This window comes from Kitasatospora sp. NPDC048722, from assembly GCF_040650235.1.
In the GTDB taxonomy this organism is placed as follows: Bacteria; Actinomycetota; Actinomycetes; order Streptomycetales; family Streptomycetaceae; genus Kitasatospora.
In genome coordinates this window covers 1-23630 of record NZ_JBEZGX010000086.1, presented here as the reverse complement: position 1 = coordinate 23630, position 23630 = coordinate 1, and the positions used below count along the sequence as shown (strand labels likewise).

Annotated in this window: 15 protein-coding genes, 1 tRNA gene and 1 pseudogene; 11 read left to right on the top strand and 6 right to left on the bottom strand. The window is 74.7% G+C overall.

Going from position 1 to position 23630, the window contains the following annotated elements; all coding sequences use genetic code 11:
* Positions 1–134 precede the first annotated feature (134 nt).
* Entirely contained in the window at positions 135–1082 is a 948-nt protein-coding gene (locus AB0C76_RS37975; RefSeq protein WP_359974507.1) for an ATP-grasp domain-containing protein, read from the top strand.
* A gap of 109 nt (positions 1083–1191) precedes the next feature.
* On the opposite strand, the gene AB0C76_RS37970 is transcribed toward AB0C76_RS37975, so the two are convergent.
* A complete protein-coding gene (locus AB0C76_RS37970; protein WP_359974505.1) occupies positions 1192–5031 on the bottom strand; it encodes an ABC transporter transmembrane domain-containing protein in 3840 nt (1279 codons plus the stop codon).
* 613 nt (positions 5032–5644) lie between these two features.
* On the bottom strand, positions 5645–6295 hold the full coding sequence (locus AB0C76_RS37965) for a TetR/AcrR family transcriptional regulator (RefSeq protein WP_359974503.1): 651 nt from the start codon (positions 6293–6295) through the stop codon (positions 5645–5647).
* A 139-nt stretch (positions 6296–6434) separates the two neighbouring features.
* Between AB0C76_RS37965 and AB0C76_RS37960 the strand changes: the two genes are divergently transcribed.
* From AB0C76_RS37960 to AB0C76_RS37945, 4 genes are all read left to right on the top strand, one after another.
* Positions 6435–8159, top strand: coding sequence for a carboxyl transferase domain-containing protein (locus tag AB0C76_RS37960; protein ID WP_359974501.1), 1725 nt, complete (start codon positions 6435–6437; stop codon positions 8157–8159).
* Positions 8160–8328: 169 nt separating this feature from the next.
* Entirely contained in the window at positions 8329–10659 is a 2331-nt protein-coding gene (locus AB0C76_RS37955; protein WP_359974499.1) for a biotin carboxylase N-terminal domain-containing protein, read from the top strand.
* Positions 10656–11648 carry a hydroxymethylglutaryl-CoA lyase gene (locus tag AB0C76_RS37950; protein WP_359974497.1) on the top strand — a complete coding sequence of 331 codons (993 nt, stop codon included), beginning with the start codon at positions 10656–10658 and terminating at the stop codon, positions 11646–11648. Before AB0C76_RS37955 ends, AB0C76_RS37950 begins: the two co-directional genes overlap by 4 nt.
* 152 nt (positions 11649–11800) lie before the next feature.
* Entirely contained in the window at positions 11801–12991 is a 1191-nt protein-coding gene (locus tag AB0C76_RS37945; protein WP_359974496.1) for an acyl-CoA dehydrogenase family protein, read from the top strand.
* 170 nt (positions 12992–13161) lie between these two features.
* Here the strand turns inward: AB0C76_RS37945 and AB0C76_RS37940 are convergent, their stop codons facing one another.
* Positions 13162–13677: a universal stress protein gene (locus tag AB0C76_RS37940; RefSeq protein WP_359974522.1), complete on the bottom strand. Its 516-nt coding sequence runs from the start codon at positions 13675–13677 to the stop codon at positions 13162–13164.
* Positions 13678–14652: 975 nt separating this feature from the next.
* Here AB0C76_RS37940 and AB0C76_RS37935 point away from each other — a divergent pair.
* The gene (locus AB0C76_RS37935; protein WP_359974494.1) at positions 14653–15732 is read left to right on the top strand and encodes an HAD family hydrolase; all 1080 of its coding nucleotides are present in this window, start codon (positions 14653–14655) and stop codon (positions 15730–15732) included.
* A 63-nt stretch (positions 15733–15795) separates the two neighbouring features.
* Here the strand turns inward: AB0C76_RS37935 and AB0C76_RS37930 are convergent, their stop codons facing one another.
* On the bottom strand, positions 15796–16608 hold the full coding sequence (locus tag AB0C76_RS37930; protein ID WP_359974492.1) for a GNAT family N-acetyltransferase: 813 nt from the start codon (positions 16606–16608) through the stop codon (positions 15796–15798).
* A 1044-nt stretch (positions 16609–17652) separates the two neighbouring features.
* Between AB0C76_RS37930 and AB0C76_RS37925 the strand changes: the two are divergent.
* From AB0C76_RS37925 to AB0C76_RS37905, 5 genes and pseudogenes are all read left to right on the top strand, one after another.
* Positions 17653–18648: pseudogene (locus AB0C76_RS37925) on the top strand (helix-turn-helix domain-containing protein); the annotation flags it as partial.
* Between the two features lie 875 nt (positions 18649–19523).
* Positions 19524–20126, top strand: coding sequence for an oligoribonuclease (gene orn, locus AB0C76_RS37920; RefSeq protein ID WP_359974490.1), 603 nt, complete (start codon positions 19524–19526; stop codon positions 20124–20126).
* A 164-nt stretch (positions 20127–20290) separates the two neighbouring features.
* A tRNA-His gene (locus AB0C76_RS37915) sits at positions 20291–20366 on the top strand.
* A gap of 132 nt (positions 20367–20498) precedes the next feature.
* Positions 20499–20945 carry a DUF4442 domain-containing protein gene (locus tag AB0C76_RS37910; RefSeq protein WP_329929065.1) on the top strand — a complete coding sequence of 149 codons (447 nt, stop codon included), beginning with the start codon at positions 20499–20501 and terminating at the stop codon, positions 20943–20945.
* A 104-nt stretch (positions 20946–21049) separates the two neighbouring features.
* A complete protein-coding gene (locus AB0C76_RS37905; protein ID WP_359974488.1) occupies positions 21050–21916 on the top strand; it encodes a hypothetical protein in 867 nt (288 codons plus the stop codon).
* Positions 21917–22137: 221 nt separating this feature from the next.
* Here AB0C76_RS37905 and AB0C76_RS37900 read toward each other — a convergent pair whose 3' ends face one another.
* Together AB0C76_RS37900 and AB0C76_RS37895 are read right to left on the bottom strand one after the other, a co-directional pair.
* Positions 22138–23067 (bottom strand): fused MFS/spermidine synthase, encoded by a 930-nt coding sequence (locus tag AB0C76_RS37900; RefSeq protein WP_359974486.1) that lies wholly within the window; start codon positions 23065–23067, stop codon positions 22138–22140.
* Positions 23068–23189: 122 nt separating this feature from the next.
* Positions 23190–23504 (bottom strand): hypothetical protein, encoded by a 315-nt coding sequence (locus AB0C76_RS37895; RefSeq protein WP_359974484.1) that lies wholly within the window; start codon positions 23502–23504, stop codon positions 23190–23192.
* Between the last annotated feature and the right edge of the window lie 126 nt (positions 23505–23630).

The following is a 23630-nucleotide window of genomic DNA, read 5'->3' as shown; positions in this document are numbered from 1 at the left end:
GTCCGGCGACGGGCGTCTCGGAATTCCGGGACGGGGGTGGCGGGGCGTGCAGTGATCGGAAGAGCGGTGGCGGGACGGGCGCCGACGGTCCGGTGTGACGGCGCGCGAGGCCGTACCGCCGTACGCTGACGCCCATGCCCGTACCCGCGATCGTCTTTCCCGCCGACCCGCTCAACCCGCGCCGGCCCGACCCGCACTTCGCCTGGGAGGCCCGGCTGGTCCGGGAGTTGGGCGGCGAGCAGCACCTCGTGGACCACGACGCGCTGCTGACCGGACGGGCCGAGGAAGCCGTCCGGCGGGTGCCGGAGGACGGCGGCCCGCTCTGGTACCGGGGTTGGATGATCCCCTCCCGGGACTACGCCGCCTTCGCCACCGCCCTCTCCGCGCGCGGCGGGAACCTGCTCACGAGTGCCGCCGGCTACGCGGCCGCACACGAACTTCCCGGCTGGTACGGCGTGTTCGAGGGATCGACGCCGTCGAGCGTGTGGATCCCCTCGGCGGGCGAGGCGGCGGACGGATCGGCACCGGGGCCGGGGCGGGAGGAACTCGCCGATGCCGTCGCCCGGTTGGGCGGGCGCGGCCCGGCGATCGTCAAGGACTACGTGAAGTCCCGCAAGCACGAGTGGCACGAGGCCTGCTACGTGCCGGAGCTCGCCGATCCGGACGCCGTCGGTCGGGTGGTGGCCCGGTTCGTCGAGCTGCAGGGCGAGTTCCTGGCGGGCGGGGTGGTGCTGCGGCGGTACGAGGAGTTCGAGCGGGCGTCCGCTCCCGTCGGGGCCGAGGCCGGTCCCGGTGCCGCTACTGGGGGCACCCGGGCGGTCGAGGCCCGGGTGTGGTGGCTGGACGGCGAACCGGTGCTCGTAGGGCCGCACCCGGACGCGCCGCACGACGAGGTCGACCCCGACCTGAGCGGCGTCCGCTCCCTGGTGCGGACGCTCGGCTGCCGGTTCGTCACCACCGACCTCGCCAGCCGGGCGGACGGCTCCGGCTGGCGGGTGGTCGAGGTCGGGGACGGACAGGTGAGCGACCTGCCGCGCGGGATCGACGCGACCGGGCTGCTGACGTCGCTGATCGCGGCCTGAGCGTGGCTGCGGCCTGATCCGGGCCCGGTTCCGGCCCGGCGGCCTGAGCGTGGTTCGGACCCGACCTGAGCCCGGCGTGGGTCAGGCCGGGCCCGCCCGGCTCTCTTGGTCACCCGGCGGCGACGGTCCCCCCGACGGCGGGGGCCGCGTCGTGGTGCCCGTCAGCGATGAACGCGCGCCAGAGCCGCGCGTACGCCCCGTCGAGGGCGAGGAGTCCGGCGTGCGTGCCGTCCTCGACCACCCGGCCGTGGTCGAGGACGACGACCCGGTCGGCGCGTTCGGCGGTGGTCAGTCGGTGGGCGATCACCAGGGTGGTCCGTCCGCCGCTGAGCCGGTCGGCGGCGCTGTTCACGGCGGCCTCGGTGGCCAGGTCGAGCGCGGCGGTGGCCTCGTCGAGCAGCAGGATGTCCGGGTCGACCAGTTCGGCCCGGGCCAGCGCGATCAGCTGGCGCTGACCTGCCGAAAGGTTTCGCCCCCGGCCCGTGACCTCGTGGTCGTACCCGCCCGACAAGCGAACGATCATCTCGTGCGCGCCGACCGCCCGCGCCGCGGCCTCCACCTCGGCAGCCGTGGCCTCCGGCCGGCCGTAGGCGATCGCCTCCCGCACCGTGCCCGCGAACAGGTACGCCTCCTGCGGCACGACGCCGAGCCGGTGGCGGTACTGCGCGAGGTCGTACCGGGTGAGGTCGACCCCGTCGACCCGGACGGTGCCCTCGGTCGCGTCGTAGAAACGGGCGACCAGCTTCACCAGCGTCGACTTGCCGGCCCCCGTCTCGCCGACCAGCGCCACCGTCTGACCGGCGGGTATGTGCAGGTCCACCCCGGTGAGCACGTCCGGGGAACCGTCCGCGCCGCCGTTGTAGGCGAAGCCGACGCCCTCGAAGGAGATCTCGCCGCGCAGCCTCTTCTCGACCGGCACCGGCTCGGCCGCGACGGCGGTGGTCGTCGGCGTGCGCAGCAGCTCCCGGATCCGGCCGAGGCCGACCGACGCCTGCTGGTAGCCGTCGAACACCTGGGAGAGCTGGTTCACCGGCGCGAAGAACAGGTCGATGTAGAGGAGGTAGGCGACGAGCGCGCCGACCGTCAGGGTGCCCGCGTCGACCCGGGCCGCGCCAACGATCAGCACCAGCGCGGCGGCCACGCTGGACAGGAACTGGACGAACGGGAAGTAGAGCGAGATGTAGAGCTGCGCCCGGACCCGCGCCTCCCGGTAGGCGACGCCCCGGGCGACGAAGCGGTCGGTGTTGGCGTCCAGGCGGCGGAACGCCTGGACGATCCGCATGCCGGCCACGTTCTCCTGGAGGTCGGCGTTGACGGTGCTGATCAGGTCCCGGGAGATCTCGTACTGGTCCCGGGACTTCCGGCGGAACACCAGCGTGGCGATCACCAGCAGCGGCAGCACGGCGAAGACCACCAGGGCCAGGCCCGCGTCGATGATCAGCAGGGCGGCGAAGATCCCGGCGAAGGTCAGCAGGCTGACCACGGCGGTGACGACCCCGGTCTGCAGGAAGGACGTCAACGAGTCGAGGTCGGTGGTCATCCGGGTCATGATCCGGCCGGTCAGCTCGCGCTCGTAGAAGTCCAGGCCGAGCCGGTTGAGGTGGGCGAAGATCTTGAGGCGGAGGGTGTAGAGCACGCGCTCGCCGGTGCGACCGCTGACCCGGTTCTCGGCGCTCTGCACCAGCCAGTCCAGCAGGACGACCACCAGGGCGGCCACCGAGGCCACGGCGACCCCGGACATCAGGGTCTTGCTCACGCCCTGGTCGATGCCGTGCCGGATCAGGATCGGCAGCACCAGTGCGGCGCCCGCGTCCAGGGCGACCAGCAGCAGCGCCAGGGCGAGCGGGGCCCGGAAGGGGCGCAGCATGCGGCGGAGGGAGAAGTCCGGGTCGCCGGCCTCGGCCTCGGCGCGCGGTATCTCCGGGCTGTCGGTGGCGGGCGGGAGGGCGGCGACCTTGGCCAGCAGGTCGGGCTCGGCGGTGCGGGCCGCCTTGGTCAGGGCGGGGGTGGGGAGGTCGGGGGTTGGGGTCGCCTGGGCGTCGGTCGAGGCGCCGGCCTTGGGCGCGGTGTTCGTCGCGGGCTCGCGCTCGGGCTCAGGTGCGGCCTCGGGCGCGGTGCGGCCGGCCTCCGGGTCGGTGATCAGAGCCCGGTACTGGGGACATCGGGCCTCCAGTTCCTCGTGGGTGCCGATGTCCAGCAGTCGGCCGCGGTCCAGCACGGCGATCCGGTCGGCGAGCTGGAGGGTCGAGCGGCGGTGGGCGATCAGCAGCGTGGTGCGGCCGGTCATCACCGAGCGCAGCGCGTCGTGGATCTCCGCCTCGATCTGCGGGTCGACCGCGGACGTCGCGTCGTCCAGCAGCAGGATCCGCGGGTCGGTGAGGATCGCGCGGGCCAGGGCTATGCGCTGGCGCTGGCCGCCGGAGAGGGTGAGGCCCTGCTCGCCGACCTTGGTGTCGTAGCCGTCCGGCAGCGCGCGGACGAACTCGTCGGCCTGCGCGGCGCGCGCGGCGGCGACGACCTGTTCGTCGGTGGCGTCGGGCCGGCCGTACGCGATGTTGGTGCGGACCGTCTCGGAGAAGAGGAAGCTCTCCTCGGGGACGATGCCGACGGCCGAGCGGACCGAGTCGAGGGTGAGGTCGCGCAGGTCGTGGCCGTACAGGCGGATGGTGCCGGCCGCCGGGTCGTAGAACCGGGGAACCAGTTGGGCCACCGTCGACTTGCCGGAGCCGGAGGCGCCGACGAGGGCCAGGGTCTCACCGGGGGCGAGCGTCAGGTCCAGGCCGTGCAGGACGGGCACGGGGTGCTCGGGGTCGTAGCGGAACTCGACCCGGTCGAACTGCAGGGCCACGCCGGGCGTGCGCGGGCCGACGGTCGCGGTACCGGTGGCGTCCCGGTGCCCGGCGCCGAGGGCGCCTTCAGGGCCGGCGCCGGTGAGGTCGAGGGCCACCGCGTCCGGGCGCTCCTGGACCAGCGGGCGCTCGTCGATCAGCTGGAGGACGCGCTCGACGCCCGCCCGGGCCTGCTGGCCGACCGTGATGACCATGGTGAGCATCCGCACCGGGCCGGTCATCTGGGCGACGTACGTGGAGAAGGCGACGAAGGTGCCGAGCGAGACCCGCCCGTCCACGGCCAGCCAGCCGCCGAAGGCCAGCACCGCGACCTGGGCGAGCGCCGGGATCGCCTGCATCGCCGGGTTGTAGCGGGCGTTGAGCCGGATCGAGCGCAGGCGGGCGGCGAAGAGGTTGCGGGAGGCGACCTCCAGCTTGTCCAGCTCCTGCGCCTCCTGGCCGAAGCCCTTGACCACGCGGACGCCGCCGATCGCCTCGTCCACGACCCCGGCGACGGCCGCGGCCTCCTGCTGGGCCGCCCAGGTCGAGGGGAACAGGCGCTTGCGGCTGAGGACGGTCACCCACCAGAGGGCGGGGGCCATCACGAGGGCGATCAGGGTGAGCGGCGGGGAGAGCCAGACCATCACGCCCGCCGACATGACGAACATCAGCAGGTAGCCGGTCATCATCGGCAGCATCGAGAGCAGCCCGTTGACCAGCTGCAGGTCCGACGTGGCGCGACCGACCACCTGGCCGGTGTCCAGCCGGTCCTGGCGGTGGCCGTCGAGCCGGCCGAGCGAACGGAACAGGTCGCTGCGCATGTCGTGCTGGACGTCAAGCGCGAGCTGACCGCCGTAGTAGCGGCGGACCTGCGTGCAGCCGAAGACCACGACGGCGGCGAGCAGCAGGACGATCGCCCAGGGGCCGAGCGGGCGGGAGTGCGTGGTGATGACGTCGTCGATGATCAGCTTGGTGACCAACGGCACGAGCGACGTGACGGCCATGCCGACGAGCGAGGCGCCGAAGGCGAGCAGCAGGCTGCGCCGGGACCGCAGGCAGTAGCCGATCAGGCGGCGCAGCCAGCCGCCGGCCTCGGGGGACGTGGCGGTCGCGGCCGGCACGGGGGTTGCGGCTGGCGCAGGAGTCGTGGGGGCAGGCTGAGTCGCCGCGAGCGCCGGGCCGACCGGGGTCTCCGGGGGCACCAGGCTCTCGGGACCGGCCGCGGCGGTCGGTCCCGGTTTCGCGTCGGGGGCAGGTGGGCTGCTCGGGGATTGCTCCACCGTAGATCCGTGAGTCTCAGGCATATTTAGGGATGCTAACCATTCCATCGGGACGCCGCCATGCCGTTTCCGGCCGGGCCGGGGTGCGGGGCGGGTCGGGCGCACGCCCGGGCGCGCGCTCGCGACACGCTCCGGCGGAGTGGCCAACAGCCTGCGGCCTGCGGTGATTCCCGCCCGGACACCCGGACGGACCAACCGGCCCCGCTGCCACCAGGGTCGTCCATGCCCGCCCCGACCGCCCACCGGCCAGGGGCGGGCGGGTGCCGTCCTTTGGACCTAGGCCCGGAGGCGGGACAGGAGCCGGGCGCGGCCGCGGCCGGCCTCAGGCGGAGCACAGGCGGCCTCAGGCGGAGCACAGGCGGCCTCGAACGTGGCCACGAGTGCGGGCGGCCCCAGGCGGGGGCGCAGGGCGACCCCGGGCTCAGGCTGACCCCGGGCGCGGCCGCAACCGGCCTCAGGCGTGGGCGGACGCCGATTCGGCCGCTGCCGAGAACGCACCGTGGGCGAGGCTGCGCAGCAGCGCGGCCATGCCGTCGCGTTGGAGACCGGGGCCGGGGCGATCGGCCTGGGCCGCCGGGTTGGGGCCGAGACTGTGCGGGGTCGAGTTGATCAGGCCGAAGACGGCGTGCACCGCGGCGCGGGCGACCGGCTCGGCGGCGGGGTCGGCCAGCGCCGGGTAGGCCTGCCGGACCACGTCGACCCACAGCTCGACGTAGCCGCGCTGGAGCCGGCGGACGGTGCGGCGGTCCTCCTCCTTGAGGTTCAGCAGCTCGCGGTCGTGCAGGGTGATCAGGTCGCGGTCGTCGAGGGCGAACTCGACGTGACCGCCGATCAGCGCGTCCAGCGCGGCGGCCGGGCCGTCGCCGCCGCCCGCGCGCCGCCGCCCCTCCTCCAGCAGACGCTCGCTGATGCCGATCAACAGGTCGGCGAGCATCGCGTCCTTCCCGGCGAAGTGCCGGTAGAGACCGGGGCCGCTGATGCCGACGGCCTTGCCGATCTCGTCCACACCCACGCCGAGGAAGCCCCGGGCGGCGAAGAGCCGGGCGGCTTCCCGGCGGATCTGGTCGCGGCGCGGGAGCGCGGTGGTTCCGGGGACGTTCGGCATGCCGCCCATCGTAGACAGTCGGGTTATCGCCCGTTAACCTGGGCGCGTAAGTTAACGTTAATTAACTTCAGGGAGAGCGGGCGCACCGGAACCCGGGCCACCCCGCCACCCGGTGCCGAGGGCAAGGGAGCTCTTGGGAATGGTCATCTCAACCGCCGGCGTATCCACCGGCGTCCATGGCAGCGCAACGCGTGGTGGAGCGGCGGGCGGCACCGCGGCGCCCGGGCCCGTACCGCCGGGGGCCGCCGCCCCCGCGCCCCGGCTCGGCACGGCCGTCGACCCTGCCTCCGAGGCCTACCGGTCCAACACCGAGGCGCACCGGGCGCTGGTCGCCGAGCTGCGCGAGAAGCTCGGCACGGCCGCCCTCGGCGGTGGCGCCAAGGCCCGCGCACGGCACACCGCGCGCGGCAAGCTACTGCCCCGCGACCGCGTGGACACGCTGCTCGACCCGGCCTCGCCCTTCCTGGAACTGGCCCCGCTGGCGGCCGACGGGATGTACGACGGCGCCGCGCCCGCCGCCGGCGTCATCGCCGGCATCGGCCGGGTCGCCGGACGCGAGGTGGTGGTCGTCGCCAACGACGCCACCGTCAAGGGCGGCACGTACTACCCGATGACGGTGAAGAAGCACCTGCGCGCCCAGGAGGTCGCGCTGGAGAACCGTCTCCCCTGCATCTACCTGGTGGACTCCGGCGGCGCGTTCCTCCCCATGCAGGACGAGGTGTTCCCCGACCGGGACCACTTCGGCCGGATCTTCTACAACCAGGCCAGGCTCTCGGCCGCGGGCATCCCGCAGATCGCCGCCGTGCTCGGCTCGTGCACGGCGGGCGGCGCGTACGTCCCGGCGATGAGCGACCAGGCCGTCATCGTCCGCAACCAGGGCACGATCTTCCTGGGCGGGCCGCCGCTGGTGAAGGCCGCCACCGGCGAGGTGGTCACCGCCGAGGAGCTGGGTGGTGGCGAGCTGCACTCCCGGACCTCCGGCGTGACGGACCACCTGGCCGAGGACGACGCCCACGCCCTCTCCATCGTCCGCACGATCGTGGCCGGCCTGGGCCCGCGCCCGGAGCGGCCGTGGCCGCTGGCCGCGGTCGAGCCGCCGGCCGTCGACCCGGCCGGCCTGTACGGGGCCGTCCCGGTGGACCCGCGCACGCCCTACGACGTGCGCGAGGTGATCGCCCGGCTGGTCGACGGCAGCCGGTTCGCCGAGTTCAAGGCCGAGTACGGCGCGACCCTGGTCACCGGCTTCGCCCGGATCCACGGCCACCCCGTCGGCATCGTCGCCAACAACGGCGTGCTGTTCTCCGAATCAGCCGTCAAGGGAGCCCACTTCATCGAGTTGTGCGACCAGCGCGGCATTCCCCTCCTCTTCCTGCAGAACATCACCGGCTTCATGGTCGGCCGGCAGTACGAGGCGGGCGGCATCGCCAAGCACGGCGCCAAGATGGTCAACGCCGTCGCCTGCACCCGCGTCCCGAAGCTGACCGTGGTGATCGGCGGCTCGTACGGAGCCGGCAACTACTCGATGTGCGGCCGGGCCTACTCTCCTCGCTTCCTGTGGATGTGGCCGGGCGCGAAGATCTCCGTGATGGGCGGCGAGCAGGCGGCCTCCGTCCTCGCCACCGTCCGCCGCGACCAGTTGGAGGGGCACGGCGAGGAGTGGCCGGCCGAGGCGGAGGAGGAGTTCAAGCGCCCCGTCCGCGAGCAGTACGAGCGTCAGGGCAACGCCTACTACGCCACGGCCCGGCTCTGGGACGACGGCGTGATCGACCCGATGGACACCCGCACCGTGGTCGGACTCGCCCTCACCGCCTGCGCCAACTCCCCGCTGCCGCCGCCCGGTCCGTACGGCGTCTTCCGGATGTGACCCCGCGCTCCCCGGGCAGGGCCCCGCACCTCCCTTCCCCGCCCGGGGCGCACCAGCTCCCGGGGTGACCCCTCCGACGCCGGCCGCCGGGCCCCTCGCCCGGGCCCGCGCCCGGACCGTCCTCCCCACCTCCTTCGTACGGCCCCCTCGACCCGGAGGAACGCCTCCCATGTTCGACACAGTTCTGGTCGCCAACCGCGGCGAGATCGCCCTCCGGGTGATCCGCACCCTGCGGCGGCTCGGCGTGCGCTCGGTCGCCGTGTTCAGCGACGCCGACGCCGACGCTCCGCACGTCCGCGAGGCCGACGTCGCCGTCCGGCTCGGCCCGGCCGACCGCAGCGACAGCTCGGCCGCCGAGACCTACCTGCGGACCGACCAGATCCTCGCCGCCGCCCGGCGCACCGGCGCCCAGGCCGTCCACCCCGGCTACGGCTTCCTCGCCGAGAACGCCGCCTTCGCCCGCGCCTGTGCGGACGCGGGCCTCGTCTTCATCGGTCCTCCTCCCGGTGCGGTCGAGCTGATGGGCGACAAGATCAACGCCAAGGAGGCCGTCCGGACCGCCGGCGTCCCGGTGGTCCCCGGGAGCAGGGCCACCGCGCCCACCGACGACGAACTCGTCGCCGCCGCGGACGAGATCGGCTACCCCGTCCTCCTCAAGCCGTCCGCCGGCGGCGGCGGCAAGGGCATGCGGCTCGTGCGGGACCCGGCCGAACTGCGCACCGAGATCGCCGCCGCACGCCGTGTCGCCCGGACGGCCTTCGGTGACGACACCCTGCTCCTGGAGCGCTGGGTGGACCGCCCCCGCCACATCGAGGTGCAGGTGCTCGCCGACGCCCACGGCACCACCGTCCACCTCGGCGAGCGCGAATGCAGCCTCCAGCGCCGCCACCAGAAACTGATCGAAGAGGCACCCTCCGTCCTGCTCAACGCCGAGACCCGGGCCGCGATGGGCGCCGCGGCCGTCCGCGCCGCGGAGTCCTGCGGCTACACCGGGGCCGGCACCGTGGAGTTCATCGTTCCCGGCATCGACCCGGACTCCCCCGCCCCCGATTCCCCCGAGGGTGTGCGGGAGTTCTTCTTCATGGAGATGAACACCCGTCTCCAGGTGGAACACCCCGTCACCGAGCTCGCCATCGCCGTCACCGACCCGGACGGCGGCCGGCCCCGCCGTCTGGACCTGGTCGAGTGGCAGCTACGCGTCGCCGCCGGCGAGCGGCTCACCTTCGGCCAGTCCGACATCTCCTTCCTGGGCCACGCCATCGAGGCCCGCATCTGCGCCGAGGACCCGGAACGGGACTTCCTGCCCACCGGCGGACGCATCCTGGTGCTCGACGAGCCGCAGGGCGAGGGCGTCCGGGTCGACTCCGGGGTCGCCCCCGGAAGCGTCATCACCAGTGCCTACGACCCGATGCTCGCCAAGGTCATCGCGTACGGGCCCGACCGCCCGACCGCACTCCGCCGCCTGCGCGCCGCGCTGGCCGACACCCGCATCCTGGGCGTCACCACCAACACCGGCTTCCTGCGGCGACTGCTCGCCCACCCCGACGTCGTCGCCGGCCGACTGGACACCGGCCTGGTGGAACAGACCGTCCTGCAACAGCCCGCGCTGCTGGCCTCACCGCACTCGCCCGCGACGGCCGCCGGCTCGGCAGCCGACCAGGCCGACCGAACCGCCCGGACCGACCACCTGCCCCCGGCCGACCCGGCCGCGCCCGACGGATCTCCCGCACCTGCCCACCTCCTCTACTACGCGGCCGCCCTCGCACGGCACGCGGACCTCACCCCGGCCGCCGACTCCGGCGGCTGGACCGACCCCTTCTCCCTCCCCTCCGGCTGGCGCCTGGGCGGCGCACCCGCCTGGACCACCCACCGGCTCCGGGCCCCCGGCCAGGACCCCGTACCGGTGCGCATCCGTCCGATCACTGCCGGCAACGTAGCCGGGAGCACTGACATTCCCGGCAATGTCACCCTCGAGGTGGAAATCGGACTCGGCTCCGGCCCGGCCCACCGGGCCCGGGCGGTCCGCACCGCCGACCGGCTGCACCTGACGGTCGACGGCCTGCAGACCTCCTTCGCGCTGACCGTCGACGACACCCCCGGGGTCGCCGGCGCCCCGGTGACCTGGCTCGGCGTCGAGGGCGACGCCTGGCCGCTGCACAGCCACGACGCGGTCGGCGAGGGCGCCGCCGCGGCCGGCGCCCACCACGGCGCCCTCACCGCCCCGATGCCCGGCACCGTCACCGTCGTCAAGACCGCGACGGGCGAGGCGGTCCGCAAGGGCCAGGCCCTGCTCGTCCTGGAGGCCATGAAGATGGAACACGTGATCTCCGCCCCGCACGACGGAGTCGTGAGCGAGCTCCGGGCCACCGCCGGGGCCACCGTCGCGATGGAGGAGCTGCTGGTCGTGGTCACCGCCGCGGAGGAGGGCGCGGACATTCCCGCGGGCGCCCCCACGGGCGCGGACGCGACCGCCACGAGCCCGGTGGAGGTGCGGTCGTGACCACCGCCTCCCCCGCCCACGAGCCCGACGCGCTCGAACTGGGCCTGCCCGACCCCGTCCGCGCTCCAGGCCTGCCCGAGGAGGTCCGGATCCACGAGGTCGGACCGCGCGACGGGCTGCAGAACGAGAGCGCCCTGGTGCCCGTCGAGGTCAAAGCCGAGTTCATCGCCCGGCTCGCCGCCGCCGGGCTGCGGACGGTCGAGGCCACCAGCTTCGTCCACCCCAAGTGGGTGCCGCAGCTCGCCGACGCCGAGGACCTGGTGCCCCGGCTGGCCGACCTGCCCGGGCGCCACCCCGGACTGCGGCTGCCCGTCCTGGTGCCCAACGAGCGCGGCCTCGACCGCGCGCTCGCCCACCACGCCGCCGACATCGCGGTGTTCGCCAGTGCCACCGAGACCTTCGCGCGCCGCAACCTCAACCGCTCGGCGGACGAGGCGATGGCGATGTTCCGCCCGGTCGTCGAGCGCGCCACGGCGGCCGGGGTCGCGGTCCGCGGCTACCTCTCGATGTGCTTCGGCGACCCGTGGGAGGGCCCCGTCCCGGTCTCCCAGGTGGTCCGCCACGGCGTCGCGCTGCTGGAGATGGGCTGCGCCGAGCTGAGCCTCGGCGACACGATCGGCGTCGCCACCCCGGGCCAGGTCGCCGCCCTGCTCGCCGCGTTCGCCGCGGCGGGGGTGCCGGCCGAGCGGCTCGCGGTGCACTTCCACGACACCTACGGCCAGGCGCTCAGCAACACGCTGGCCGCGCTCCGCGAGGGCGTCACCACCGTCGACGCCTCGGCCGGCGGCCTGGGCGGCTGCCCGTACGCCAAGAGCGCGACCGGCAACCTCGCCACCGAGGACCTCGTGTGGATGCTGCACGGCCTCGGCGTCCGGACCGGCGTGGACCTGCGCGCGCTGGTCGCCACCAGTGGCTGGATGGCCGAACGCCTCGGCCGCCCGAGCCCGTCCCGCACCGTCCAGGCGCTGCTCGGCGCCGCCCGGGGCTGACCGTCCCGGAACGCCGTCCGGCGTCCCCCGTCCACTCGGACGACCTTCTTTCCAGACGACCACACCGCGCGACCGTCACGCCATCGGACGGACGCCGGTCACCCCGCTCACGCCCGCGGCCACCCCGCCCGGGCGGCCCCAGGAGGAACACCGTGTTCGATCACCGGCTGAACAGCGAGTACGAGGACCTGCGGCGCACCGTCGCCGAGTTCGCCCAGGACGTGGTGGCGCCGAAGATCGGCGAGTTCTACGAGCGGGAGGAGTTCCCGTACGAGATCGTCCGCGAGATGGGGCGGATGGGCCTGTTCGGCCTGCCCTTCCCCGAGGAGTACGGCGGCATGGGCGGCGACTACTTCGCGCTCGGCCTCGCGCTGGAGGAACTCGCCCGCGTCGACTCGTCGGTGGCCATCACCCTGGAAGCGGCGGTCTCCCTCGGCGCCATGCCGATCTACCGCTTCGGCACCGAGGAGCAGAAGCGCGAGTGGCTGCCGCGGCTCACCTCGGGCGAGCTCCTCGGCGCCTTCGGCCTGACCGAGCCCGAGGGCGGCTCGGACGCCGGCGCGACCCGCACGACGGCCCGCTACGACGAGGCCACCGACGAGTGGGTCATCAACGGCACGAAGTGCTTCATCACCAACTCCGGGACGGACATCACCGGGCTGGTCACCGTCACCGCCCTCACGGAACCGATCGCTCGTTCGAGTGAAGAGGGCGAATTCCGCTCGCCAACGCGCGAGATCTCTTCCATCATCGTGCCCACCGGGACCCCGGGGTTCCAGGTCTCGAAGAAGTACTCGAAGGTCGGGTGGAACGCATCCGACACCCGCGAACTGTCCTTTACCGACTGCCGCGTTCCCGCGGCCAACCTGCTGGGCGAGCGTGGCCGAGGCTACGCCCAGTTCCTGCGGATCCTCGACGAGGGCCGCATCGCGATCGCGGCCCTGGCCACCGGCCTGGCCCAGGGCTGCGTCGACGAGTCCGTCGCGTACGCCGGCACGCGCCGGGCCTTCGGCCGGCCGATCGGTGCCAACCAGGCCATCCAGTTCAAGCTCGCCGACATGGAGCTGCGCGCCCACACCTCCCGCCTGGCCTGGCGGGACGCCGCTTCCCGGCTGCTGCACGGAGAACCGTTCAAGAAGGAGGCCGCCATCGCGAAGCTGTACTCGTCCGAGGCCGCCGTCGACAACGCGCGCGAGGCGACGCAGATCCACGGCGGGTACGGCTTCATGAATGAATTCCCGGTCGCCCGTTTCTGGCGCGACTGCAAGATCCTGGAGATCGGCGAGGGCACGTCGGAGGTCCAGCGCATGCTCATCGCCCGGGAGCTCGGCGTCACGTCCTGAACCGTCCCTGCGGGGGTGACGCCCGCCCCCGCAGGGACGGTTCGGGCGGGGCGGCCAGGGCTGCCCGGCGGCCATGGTCGGCAGCTGCGGCCGCCTCCGGCGGGCGGCGACAGCCGTGGGCCCGCGCCGAAGCAGGACGGTGAGGGGACGGACGCCGGGCTGGTGCGGCGTCAGGGGATGACGATCACCGGGCGGTTGGCACGGCGCGCCAGCCGGCCGGAGACCGAACCGAAGATCTTGCCGAGCAGGCCGTGCGTCGTCCCGACGACGATGGCGTCGGCGGCGTACTCGCGGCCGACCTCCTCGATCTCATGGCAGATGTCGCCGCCGCGCTCGACCAGGATCCACGGCACGCCGGCGAGGAAGTCGGCGCAGGCGAGCTCCAGGCCCAGCACCTCGGTGCGGTGATCCGGGAGGTCCACGAAGACGGGAGGCTCACAGCCCGCCCAGACCGTGGCGGGCAGGCGGTTGGCGACGTGCACGATCACCAGGCCGCACTGCGAACGGCGGGCCATGCCCACCGCGTAGGCGAGGGCTCGCTCGCTGGACAGCGAGCCGTCGAAGCCGACGACCACACCGTGCTGGAAGGCCGGGTCACAGGCGCGGCCGGGCTCGTCCTGGACGATCGGCTCGGTGTGCGCGCCGGACCGGCCGGACGTCTCCGGGCGGTCGGCGCCCGGGCCCAGGCGCCCGCTCACCGCGGGCTCCGCGCGGTCGACCGCGGGCTCGCCACGCCGCCGGCGGTCACCGGGACGATCACCGGCGCGGTCGCGGCGGACGATGTTGCGCAGCGAGCGCGCGAAGCCCTGCACGCCGCCGTGCGCGGGCTCGTGGTGCTCTGCACGGTGGGCGCCGCCGGGAGCGTCCGCGTCGGACCGACCGGAGCCTGCACGGCCGGAGTCCGCTCGGCCGACGTCCGCGGTGCCGGTGACTTCATCACTGGTGGCTCCGTCGCCGGTGTCTGCACGGCCGGTGTCTGCACGGCCGGTGCCAGCACGGCCTGTACCCGCACGGCCGGAATGCGCACGGCTCGAATCCACCTGGCCGAAACCCGCATGGTCGGCGTCGTCGCGTGGAGCGGAGTCGCCTCCGGTCGCCGGACCCGTGCCACGGGGCGCGTCCGGTTCAACCGGTCGGGAGAACTCAAAACCAGCCATGGCTCACGGCTCTTCGCGGGAGAGGGGCCGACAGGAGAGGACAACGCTGCCCGGGGAGCAGGCCCGCCCACGGGATGACATCGGTCTGCGCCGCCCAGCACCGTTTGTGACCTGTTCCTTTCAGAGTACGACGGGCATGAGGCCCAGCCCAGCGGCGAAGCCCCGGGGCGCCGTTGTTCCTGCGAAAGGGGGATGCGCCCACCGAGACCACACGCCCCGCTCGCACGCCTTCGCGCCCCCTCCGGAAAGGAGGTTCCCTGGAGCTTGACTGAGCGAACCGGACGGCGCAACAGGCCCACGGGACACCGTGACCGGACTGTCATTGATCGGCGACGATCCGTCGCGGACCGTCGCGACCCGTGACGTCCCACCCGTCCCACCAGGCCCGTTCCGCCCCACTGGCACACCGGTCCGCAGTACCCGTTTCAGCCACTTCGTACGGGTTCGCGACGCTCTCTGGCATTTGCCAGGTGCATAGGCGCGGGCACTGGCACCATGCTCGGCATGCCCTTGCTCCTGTTCGACCTCGACAACACGCTGCTCCCCAGGGACGCCGCTTTCCGGGCCTGGGCGCAGGACTTCCTGTCCGAACGCGACCTGCCGCCGGGAGACGTCGACTGGTTCGTCACCCTGGACGGCGGCGGCTACGTGCCGCGCAGCACCGTACTGTCCGCCGTCCGGCGCCGCTACGGCTTGGACGCCTCTTCCGACGACCTGCTCGACCACTACCGACACGGCATCAACTCGCACATCCACTGCCCGACCCGACACGTCGAAGCGCTGCGGGCGGCCCGGGCCGCCGGGTGGACCCTCGGCATCGTCAGCAACGGCGGCACGGGCCCCCAGTTGGAGAAGATCCTGCGGACCGGGCTCGGACCGCTGGTCGACGGCTGGGTCATCTCCGAGGAGGCGGACTGCGTCAAGCCCGACCCGCTGATCTTCGAGATCGCCGCCCGGCGGTGCGGCTTCTCCCCCACCGGCGACTGGGCGGCGCACACCTGGATGATCGGGGACCACGCGCCGGCCGACATCGCCGGAGCGGAGCTGACCGGTCTGCGCAGCGTCTGGCTGCACCACGGCCGGCCCTGGGCCGAGATCGGCTACCGGCCGACGCTGAAGGCCGCCGGCCTGCCGGAGGCCGTCGGCCAGGTGCTGGCCGCACGCAACGCGCCGTCCGTCCGGGCGGGCGTCCGCGCGGGCGTGCCGGTCCGGCGGCGACCGGCCGCGCAGACGCGCATGGTGGCCGCCACGGCGGTAAGCGCTGCGAGTGCGCAGGCGGCCGTGACGGCGCTCGTCGGCGCGCGGCCCGGCGTACGGCCGACGGCGTCCGCCCCGGAGGGCTCACGTGCGCCTGCTCCCGTGAGCGCCGGGGCGGGCGGCGCAGGAGGGCCGGAGGCGGGGGTCGCTGTCCGAAACCGCTCAGGCGAGCTTGCCGTGATCGTCGCGGAGCACAACGAGGCGGCCGCGAACGGCGCGGGCACGTCCCTCGAACGTCCAACGGCGTTGCTCCCCACGGCGGATGGGCCCGTGCGAACCAGGTTCGCCGTCCCGCTGGGGGTGCTGCCGACGGCAGCGGCGCGGTAGGTCGCCGACAAGCCGACAAGAGGTCGCCGGCAAGAGGTCGCCGGCGAGGCGGTCGTACCGGGGCTACCCCTGTTCCCGGGCCGCCGGTGCGGTCCGGGTCCACCAGCACGTGCGCCCCTGGTCGGCGAACCCGAGCCTGCGGTACAGCGGTTCGCCTGCGGCGGTGGCGACCAGGGTCGCCGGGCGGTCGGGGCGGGCCGCCGCCAGGGCGGTCTGCATCACGCCGCGCGCCACGCCCCGGCCACGGGCGAAGGGCAGCGCGGCCAGCCAGTACACCCCGGCGGCACGGCCGTCGTCGTAGGTGAGGCAGGCGCCCGCCGGCGTGCCGTCGAGGCGTCCCAGCCACACGCGGCAACCGGGGTCGCTCAACATCCGCTCCGGGACCGCCCCGCCGCGCGTCCAGGGCTGCCGGGCGGGCTGCGGAAATCCGTCGACGATCACGCGTTCCGCGGCGGCGAGGGTGTCGACGTCCGCTACCTCATCGACCGTCAGGGAACCGCCACCCGCGGCCTCGCGGACGTACGGCAGCGACCGCCCGCCGCCGACGAGCGGGCCCGGCTCACGGACCATCACCGGCATGACCGGCAGGCGGGTGGCGCCGAGGCCGATCAGGTCGAGGCCGCCGTACGGGTCCTCCAGGGTGAAGCGCTGGGTGCTCCAGGCCGCCAGGAGCTCGGCCAACTCCGCTTCCAGCAGGGCCGGTTCGGCGTACGGGCGGGCGATAAGGACGCGGTGCGGATCGTCCGGCGTGCGGGCACAGCGGACGGCGGTGAGGGCGCCACCGGTGCGGGTCCGCCAGCCGTGCGCCCGGGCCTGGCCGAGCCAGAAGGCGGCGGCGTTGTCGTTGGCCTGTTCGAGCCGGCGCGGATCGTTCACGGCAGGACGGTAACCCGGGCCGTCACGTCGGCCGCGGCCCGCCCGGACCCTGGCCGAATGAAGCCAGGGAGGCGCACTTCCGCCGACTTGTGCGCCCTCCCGTGCACCGCCGATTTTCGGTCAATTTCTGGCCGGTCCCTCCCGCTTGGGCAAATCCGCAGCCCAGACCCGCCGGCCGGGCGCCCCGAAGCCGGACACCCCAGGAGCGGCCCCGCGACAACCAGCCACCGTGACACCGGCCCTCTTCCCAGAAGGGTCGACGGGTGCCACGCTTCGTGATCGAATGCATCACGCCAAATTGCCATGTCGACATAGCGTCGGATGGTGAACTTGTCACAACGGCAACGGTCCACCCGATAGATTTCGATCTTGGCTAGCAGTGCCGCACCACCCACACCACACCACCGAGGGGGCTTGAGCGCCTTGAGCAGGGTGAGCAGGAGCGACGCGGGTCCTGACAGCGGCCAGACGGTGGCCGGCATCGCGGGTCGCCCCGCGAGAAGCGCTGGCACCTCCGCGATCGCCGCCACCACCCGCAACTCCGGCACCTCTTCGTACCCCTCCCACTCCGCCGGACCGGCCACTCCGGCCGCCCCCTCCGCCGCGCCCGGCGCCCCTTCCTACGGCGCTTCCCCGGAGCACGGCGGACCGGCCGTCAGTCGAGGCCACCTCAACCCCGGCCAGTCGTACGGCTCCGGTGGTGCGGGCGCGGGTTACGGATCCGGAAACACGGGCCCGGGTTACGGATCCGGAAACACGGGCCCGGGTTACGGATCCGGCACCGCCGGCCCGGGTTACGGATCCGGCAGCGCGGGCCCGGGTTACGGCGGGGACTACCCCGTCTACCCGGGCACGTCCGGCGCGCCCAACCTCCCCGGCGGCTCCGCCGGCACGCTCGGCAGCGTCGGCCTCGGCCCCGGTGTGGGCGTCGCGGGCGGGCACGGAGCGCTCGGACACGGCGGTCCGCACGGTCCGGCACACGGCGCTGCCCACGGCGGCCCGCTCGGCGAGCGGTCCGGCGCGAACGGCTCCGCGACCCCGGTGATGACCGCCGCGCCGCGCAAGCTGTCCGGCCGGCGCCGCCGCGAGACCGTCGCGGTGCTGATCTTCGGCGGCGCCCCGATCTTCGAGAGCTCGATCCCGCTCTCCGTCTTCGGGGTCGACCGCCAGGACGCCGGGGTGCCGCGCTACCGCCTGCTGGTGTGCGCCGGGGAGGAGGGCCCGCTCGCCACCACCGGTGGCCTCACCCTCTCCGCCCCCTACGGCCTGGAGGCCCTGGCCCGGGCCGGCACGATCGTCGTACCGGCCTGGCGGTCGATCTCGCAGCCGCCGCCGGTCGAGGCGATCACCGCCCTGCGCAAGGCGCACCACGAGGGTGCGCGGATCATCGGCCTGTGCACCGGCGCGTTCGTGCTCGCCGCGGCCGGCCTGCTCGACGGGCGGCCGGCGACCACCCACTGGATGTACGCCCCGACCCTCGCCAAGCGCTACCCGCGGGTCCACGTCGACCCGCGCGAGCTCTTCGTCGACGACGGCGACGTGCTGACCTCGGCCGGCACCGCCGCCGGCATCGACCTCTGCCTGCACGTGGTGCGCAGCGACCACGGCGCCGAGGCGGCCAACGCGCTCGCCCGCCGGCTGGTGGTGCCGAGCCGCCGCAGCGGCGGCGGACAGGCCCAGTACATCGATCAGTCTTTACCGGAGGAGATCGGCAACGACCCGCTGGCCGAGGTGGTCACGTGGGCGCTGGAGAACCTCAACCAGCAGTTCGACGTCGAGGTGCTGGCGGCGCGCGCCTACATGAGCCGGCGCACCTTCGACCGGCGGTTCCGCACGCTCACCGGCAGTGCGCCGCTGCAGTGGCTGATCACCCAGCGGGTGCTCCAGGCGCAGCGGCTGCTGGAGACGTCGGAGCTGTCGGTGGACGACGTCGCGCGGCGGTGCGGGTTCCGTTCGCCGGTGGCGCTGCGCGGGCACTTCCGCCGTCAGCTCGGGGTCTCGCCGGCCGCCTACCGGACCAGCTACCGGGCCCGTCGGCCCGGCTCGCAGCCCGCGGGACCGGCCGGTCCGCACGGGGTGGCCACCGCGACGACGGCGGGCGGCGGCGCGTTCGGCGGGGTGCACGGCCAGCAGCCGGCGCATGGCTTCCCGGCGGGGTCCGGCGGTCCGGTGCTGCCCGCGCAGCACGGTCAGCACCCGCAGCACGGGCAGGCGGCGGCGCACGGTCAGCCGGGCGGCCACGGCCAGGCCGGTCCGTACGGCCAGCCGGGTCCGTTCGGTCCCGGTCCGGCCGGTGCGCAGGCCCCGCAGCCGCACCACGCCCGCCCCGGTCAGGCGTACCCGTACCAGCAGGCCGCGCAGCAGCCGTACCCCGGGCAGCAGGGTGCGGCGCGCGGTCCGGCGCGGCCGCCGCTCGTGCCGCCGCAGGCTGGTCCGGGCGCGGGCCGTCCGCCGCGCACGGCCGAGCACGCGGCGACCGAGGACGGGCTCCCGCAGCCGGGTGCGCGCGGCCAGGGGCAGGGCCACCGGAGCGCGGTCGAGCGGCCGGCGGACGAAGCGGGTGGCACCGGGGCGGTGCGCGGTCACGGCTCGCCCGGCGGACAGCCGGTGTCCGGCGGCGACGCCCGGGCGCGTCAGGCCCGGGCGCCGCAGGTCCGTCCGCAGGGCGGCCGCGCGGCGGCGGCCGACGGCGGCCGTGCGGCGAGGGAGGCGCGGTCCGGACGGGACGGCCATCCCGCCCGCCCGGACCGGGAGGCCGACCACACCGGCGCCGCGGAGCACCGCGACCTCGGTGAGCACGGCGACCACGCGGAGGGCCTCGGGCAGGACGAACGCTCCGCCGAAGCGCTCGCCCAGGCCCCCCGCTCGGCTCCACCGGTCCCCGCGGCGCGTGATCGCGCCGTAGGGTGAGTTGCGTGAATGACCGTTTGGTATGGATCGACTGTGAAATGACCGGCCTCGACCTCGACCGGGACGCCCTGGTCGAGGTCGCGGCGCTGGTGACGGACTCCGAGCTGAACATCCTCGGCGAGGGCGTCGACGTCATCATCCGCCCGCCCGCGGAGGCGCTGGCGAACATGCCCGAGGTGGTGCGCGCGATGCACACCTCCTCCGGGCTGCTCGACGAGCTCGAGCACGGGGTGACGCTCGCCGAGGCCGAGGAGCGGGTGCTCGCGTACGTGCGCCAGCACGTGCCGGAGGCCGGCAAGACGCCGCTGTGCGGGAACTCGGTGGCCACCGACCGCGGCTTCCTGGCCCGGGACATGCCCGCCCTGGAGGGCCACCTGCACTACCGGATCGTGGACGTCTCCTCGATCAAGGAGCTGTCCCGTCGCTGGTACCCGAAGGCGTACTACAACAGTCCGCAGAAGGGCGGCAACCACCGCGCGCTCGCCGACATCCGCGAGAGCATCGACGAACTGCGGTACTACCGCGAGGCGGTGTTCGTCCCCCAGCCCGGCCCGGACACCGACACCGCGCGCGCGATCGCCGAGAAGTACCGGCCCGCGACGGACTGACCCGCGCACCCGCCCGCCGGACCGTCCGATCGGAGGGTCCGGCGGGACCCGCGAGGGGTCCGCGCACGCCCGCGGGAAACCCTGGCGCGAGCACCCTCTCCGATCCTGTAGAGTTCTTCCTGTCGGAACGGGAACGCGAAGAGCGGGAACGGACCGGACAGATGGTGGGTGTAGCTCAGTTGGTAGAGCACCTGGTTGTGGTCCAGGTGGCCGCGGGTTCGAGTCCCGTCACTCACCCCACGAGCCCGAGGGGCCGATCTCTTCAAGAGGTCGGCCCCTCGGGCGTTTTCGCGTTCCCTCACATCGGGCTCCCGCACCGCCCGTCGAGAACGGGCCTGTCGCCGGAAGCTACCGAGCAGTAACATCGTCCGCATGACGACACCTTCGATCGGCCAGATGCTCGACGCCACCGTCCCGATGGCGCGCACCCTCAAGCTCGAGTACCTGGAGACCACCCCGGAGCGCGCCGTGCTCCGGCTGCCCGACCAGCCCGAGTACCACAACCACGTCGGCGGACCGCACGCCGGCGCGATGTTCACCCTCGCCGAGTCCGCGAGCGGCTGCATCGTGCTCGCCGCCTTCGGCGACCAGCTCTCGCGCGCCGTGCCGCTCGCCGTCAACGCCGAGATCGCGTACAAGAAGCTCGCGATGGGCGAGGTCACCGCGACCGCCGTGCTGGGCCGCCCGGCCGCCGACATCGTCGCCGAGCTGGACGCGGGCGAGCGCCCGGAGTTCCCCGTCACCGTCGAGATCACCCGCGCCGACGGCGCCGTCACCGGTGTGATGACGGTCACTTGGACCCTGCGTCCCAACTCCTGACCGCCGCACGGTCCGTGGCCCCGGGGCGGCACGCCCGGGGGCCACGATGACTGTCCGTGACGGCCGGCGTGACCTCACGGCCCGTCCGCTCGTTCTCAACTCACGTGCGAGCCAATCACGCCACCAGGCACCAGGAACCCGACCCCCTCGGCGTCACCGGCGCCCGGCGCTCGGCCGGCCGGTGGCTCCCCCCGCCCCACGCCGTCGCGGTCGGCGGGGCGCTGCTCGCACAGCTCTGGGGCATCGGCGCCACCGGCGCGTACGCGACCACCGCCGACCCGGTGCCCGCCCCCGCCGGCACCGCCGTCCGGCGCGCCCTGCACGGCACGCCGGGGCAGCACGACAAGGAGTCGGCGGAGCACGCCGGCGCTCCCGCGCGGACGCCCGCCTCGAACTCCCCCGGGCTGGTCGGCGAACTCACCGGCGCCACCGGGGCCGCCAACGGCGGCCTGCAGGAGCGCATCCGGGCCGGCGGCCTGCCGCTCCCCGGCCAGCGGGCGGCCGTACCCGACGCCTTCGCCCTCGCCTCCGGCCTGCTCGGCACGGTGCCGCCCCAGGGCCGGCCCACCGGGGCGCCCGCGGTGCGCGAGGGCGGACCCGCCGGGTCCACGGCCACCCCCGGCGCGCACGGCGGGACGAGGCCCGCGCACCCCGCAGGCTCCGCACCGGCGGCGCGGAAGGCCGAACCGGCCGTCGCCGCACCCGCGCCCGCGGCGCCGCCGGGCGCGACCGCCGGGCCCACGTCACCCGGCGCCACCACCGGTACCGGGCGCACCGGGCAGACCTCCGCCCCGGCGTCGACCGCCGCTCCGGGGACGCCCTCGGCCGTCGCGCTCGCCGACACGGCCACCGTGACCGCCACCGAGAACGGCTCCGGCACGGCCACCGCCGTCCTCGCCCCCATCGCCGCCGGACTGTTGCTCACGGGGGCGGCGATGTGGAAGCACCGCGGGCTGCCACGGGGGCACTGACCGGGCGGAGGGCCGGGCGGAGGGCCGGGCGGGCGGGGACCCTAGTCGGGAGGAGGAGTTCACGGCCCGGGTGGACACGTGACGGGTCGAGCGCGGCGGTGGGTGCAGCCGAGCGGACGCGGCAGGCCGGCGCGGTGGGCACGGCCCGGCGGGGCGCGGTGGGCACAGCCCCCCACCGCAGCCGAGCGGACGCACCGGCGAGCGCGCCGCCGCACCGCCCGTCAGCGGAAGACGCCCGCCGGCGGGACCGGGGACGGGACGGCCGTGGCGTCCGTCACGGGGGCGGCCCCGGCGGTGAACGCCGCCAGGGACCGGCCGTGTTCGACGCGGGCGAGGGCGGAGTCGGTGGCCACTCGGCGCGTGAGGTCGGCGACCGGGAGGGAGGTGTGGGCCGCGGCCAGGACCAGGTTGCCGAAGCGCTTGCCGCGCAGGACCGCCGGGTCGGCGACGAGGCAGAGCTCGGGGAAGACCGCGCCCAGCGTGGCGACCTGGGCGCGCGCGAACGGGAGGGTGGAGCCGTCGGCCATGTTCGCCGCGTACCAGCCACCCGGGGCGAGCGCGCGGGAGGCGAGCGTCGCGAACTCGACGGTGGTGCAGTGCGCCGGGGTCCGGGCACCGGAGAAGACGTCGGTGATCACCAGGTCGACGCTGCCCTCCGGAGTGCGCTCCAGCACGCCGCGGGCGTCGGCGCCGCGGACCTTGATCTGCCAGCCGCGCTCCAGCGGGAGTTCGGCGCGGACCAGTTCGGTGAGCGCCGTGTCGATCTCGGCGACCTGCTGCCGGGAGCGCGGACGGGTCGCCGCGACGTAGCGGGCGAGGGTGAGGGCGCCGCCGCCGAGGTGCAGGACGGTGAGCGGGCGGCCGGGCGGGGCGACGAGGTCTATCAGGTGGCCGAGCCGGCGCTGGTACTCGAAGCCGAGGTGGGTCGGGTCGGCGAGGTCGACCATCGACTGCGGGGCGCCGTCGATCAGCAGGGACCACGCGGCGGGGCGGTCCCGGTCCGGGCGGAGCTCGGCCAGTCCGGAGTCGACGGCACGGGTGAGCGGACCCTGGGCGTGGAGGCGACCGCCGGGCCCGGTGGTGTCGGGCTGCGGCTGCGCCGTCGCGCGGCCCCGGTCGGTGCCGCGCGCGGCCCTGCTGCTTCGTCCCATGACAGCCATTATCGGCGCAGTTCGATGGGACGACTCGAACTGGCGAACGTCCGCGGGCGTGCTGGGTGGATCCGGCCGGAGGAACGGGCTGGGGGCCCGGCGGGATCCGCACGGCACGCCCGCTAGAACGGGCCGAGGCCGCCGGCGGTCAGCGTGCAGGCGGCCTCGCAGAGCGCGGAGCGGAGCACCCACGCGTCGGTGGGCCGGGTGGAGCCGTCGGCGGCGGCCGGGGGCATCACCCAGCGCGGGTCCGCCGGGGGCAGCAGCAGGGCTCCTGGCGTGCACGAGCTGCCGGGCAGGTGCCAGGTGTCGCAGGTGCCGGCCGGGACGTAGAAGGAGACGGTGCTGCCGCTGCGGCTCTGCAGGACGGCCCCGCAGGCGCGGCGCAGGCGCAGGATGTCGACCGCCTCCAGCCCGTGCCGCACGGCGACCGTCACGGTGTCGTAGCCGGGGAGGACGGTGCCCTCGCCGACGGCCGGGCGGCGCCTGGACCTTGGTGATGTCGGTCGAGTCGCCGAAGCCGACCATCACCGGGGTGCCGCCGGCCGGGATGCTGACGATGT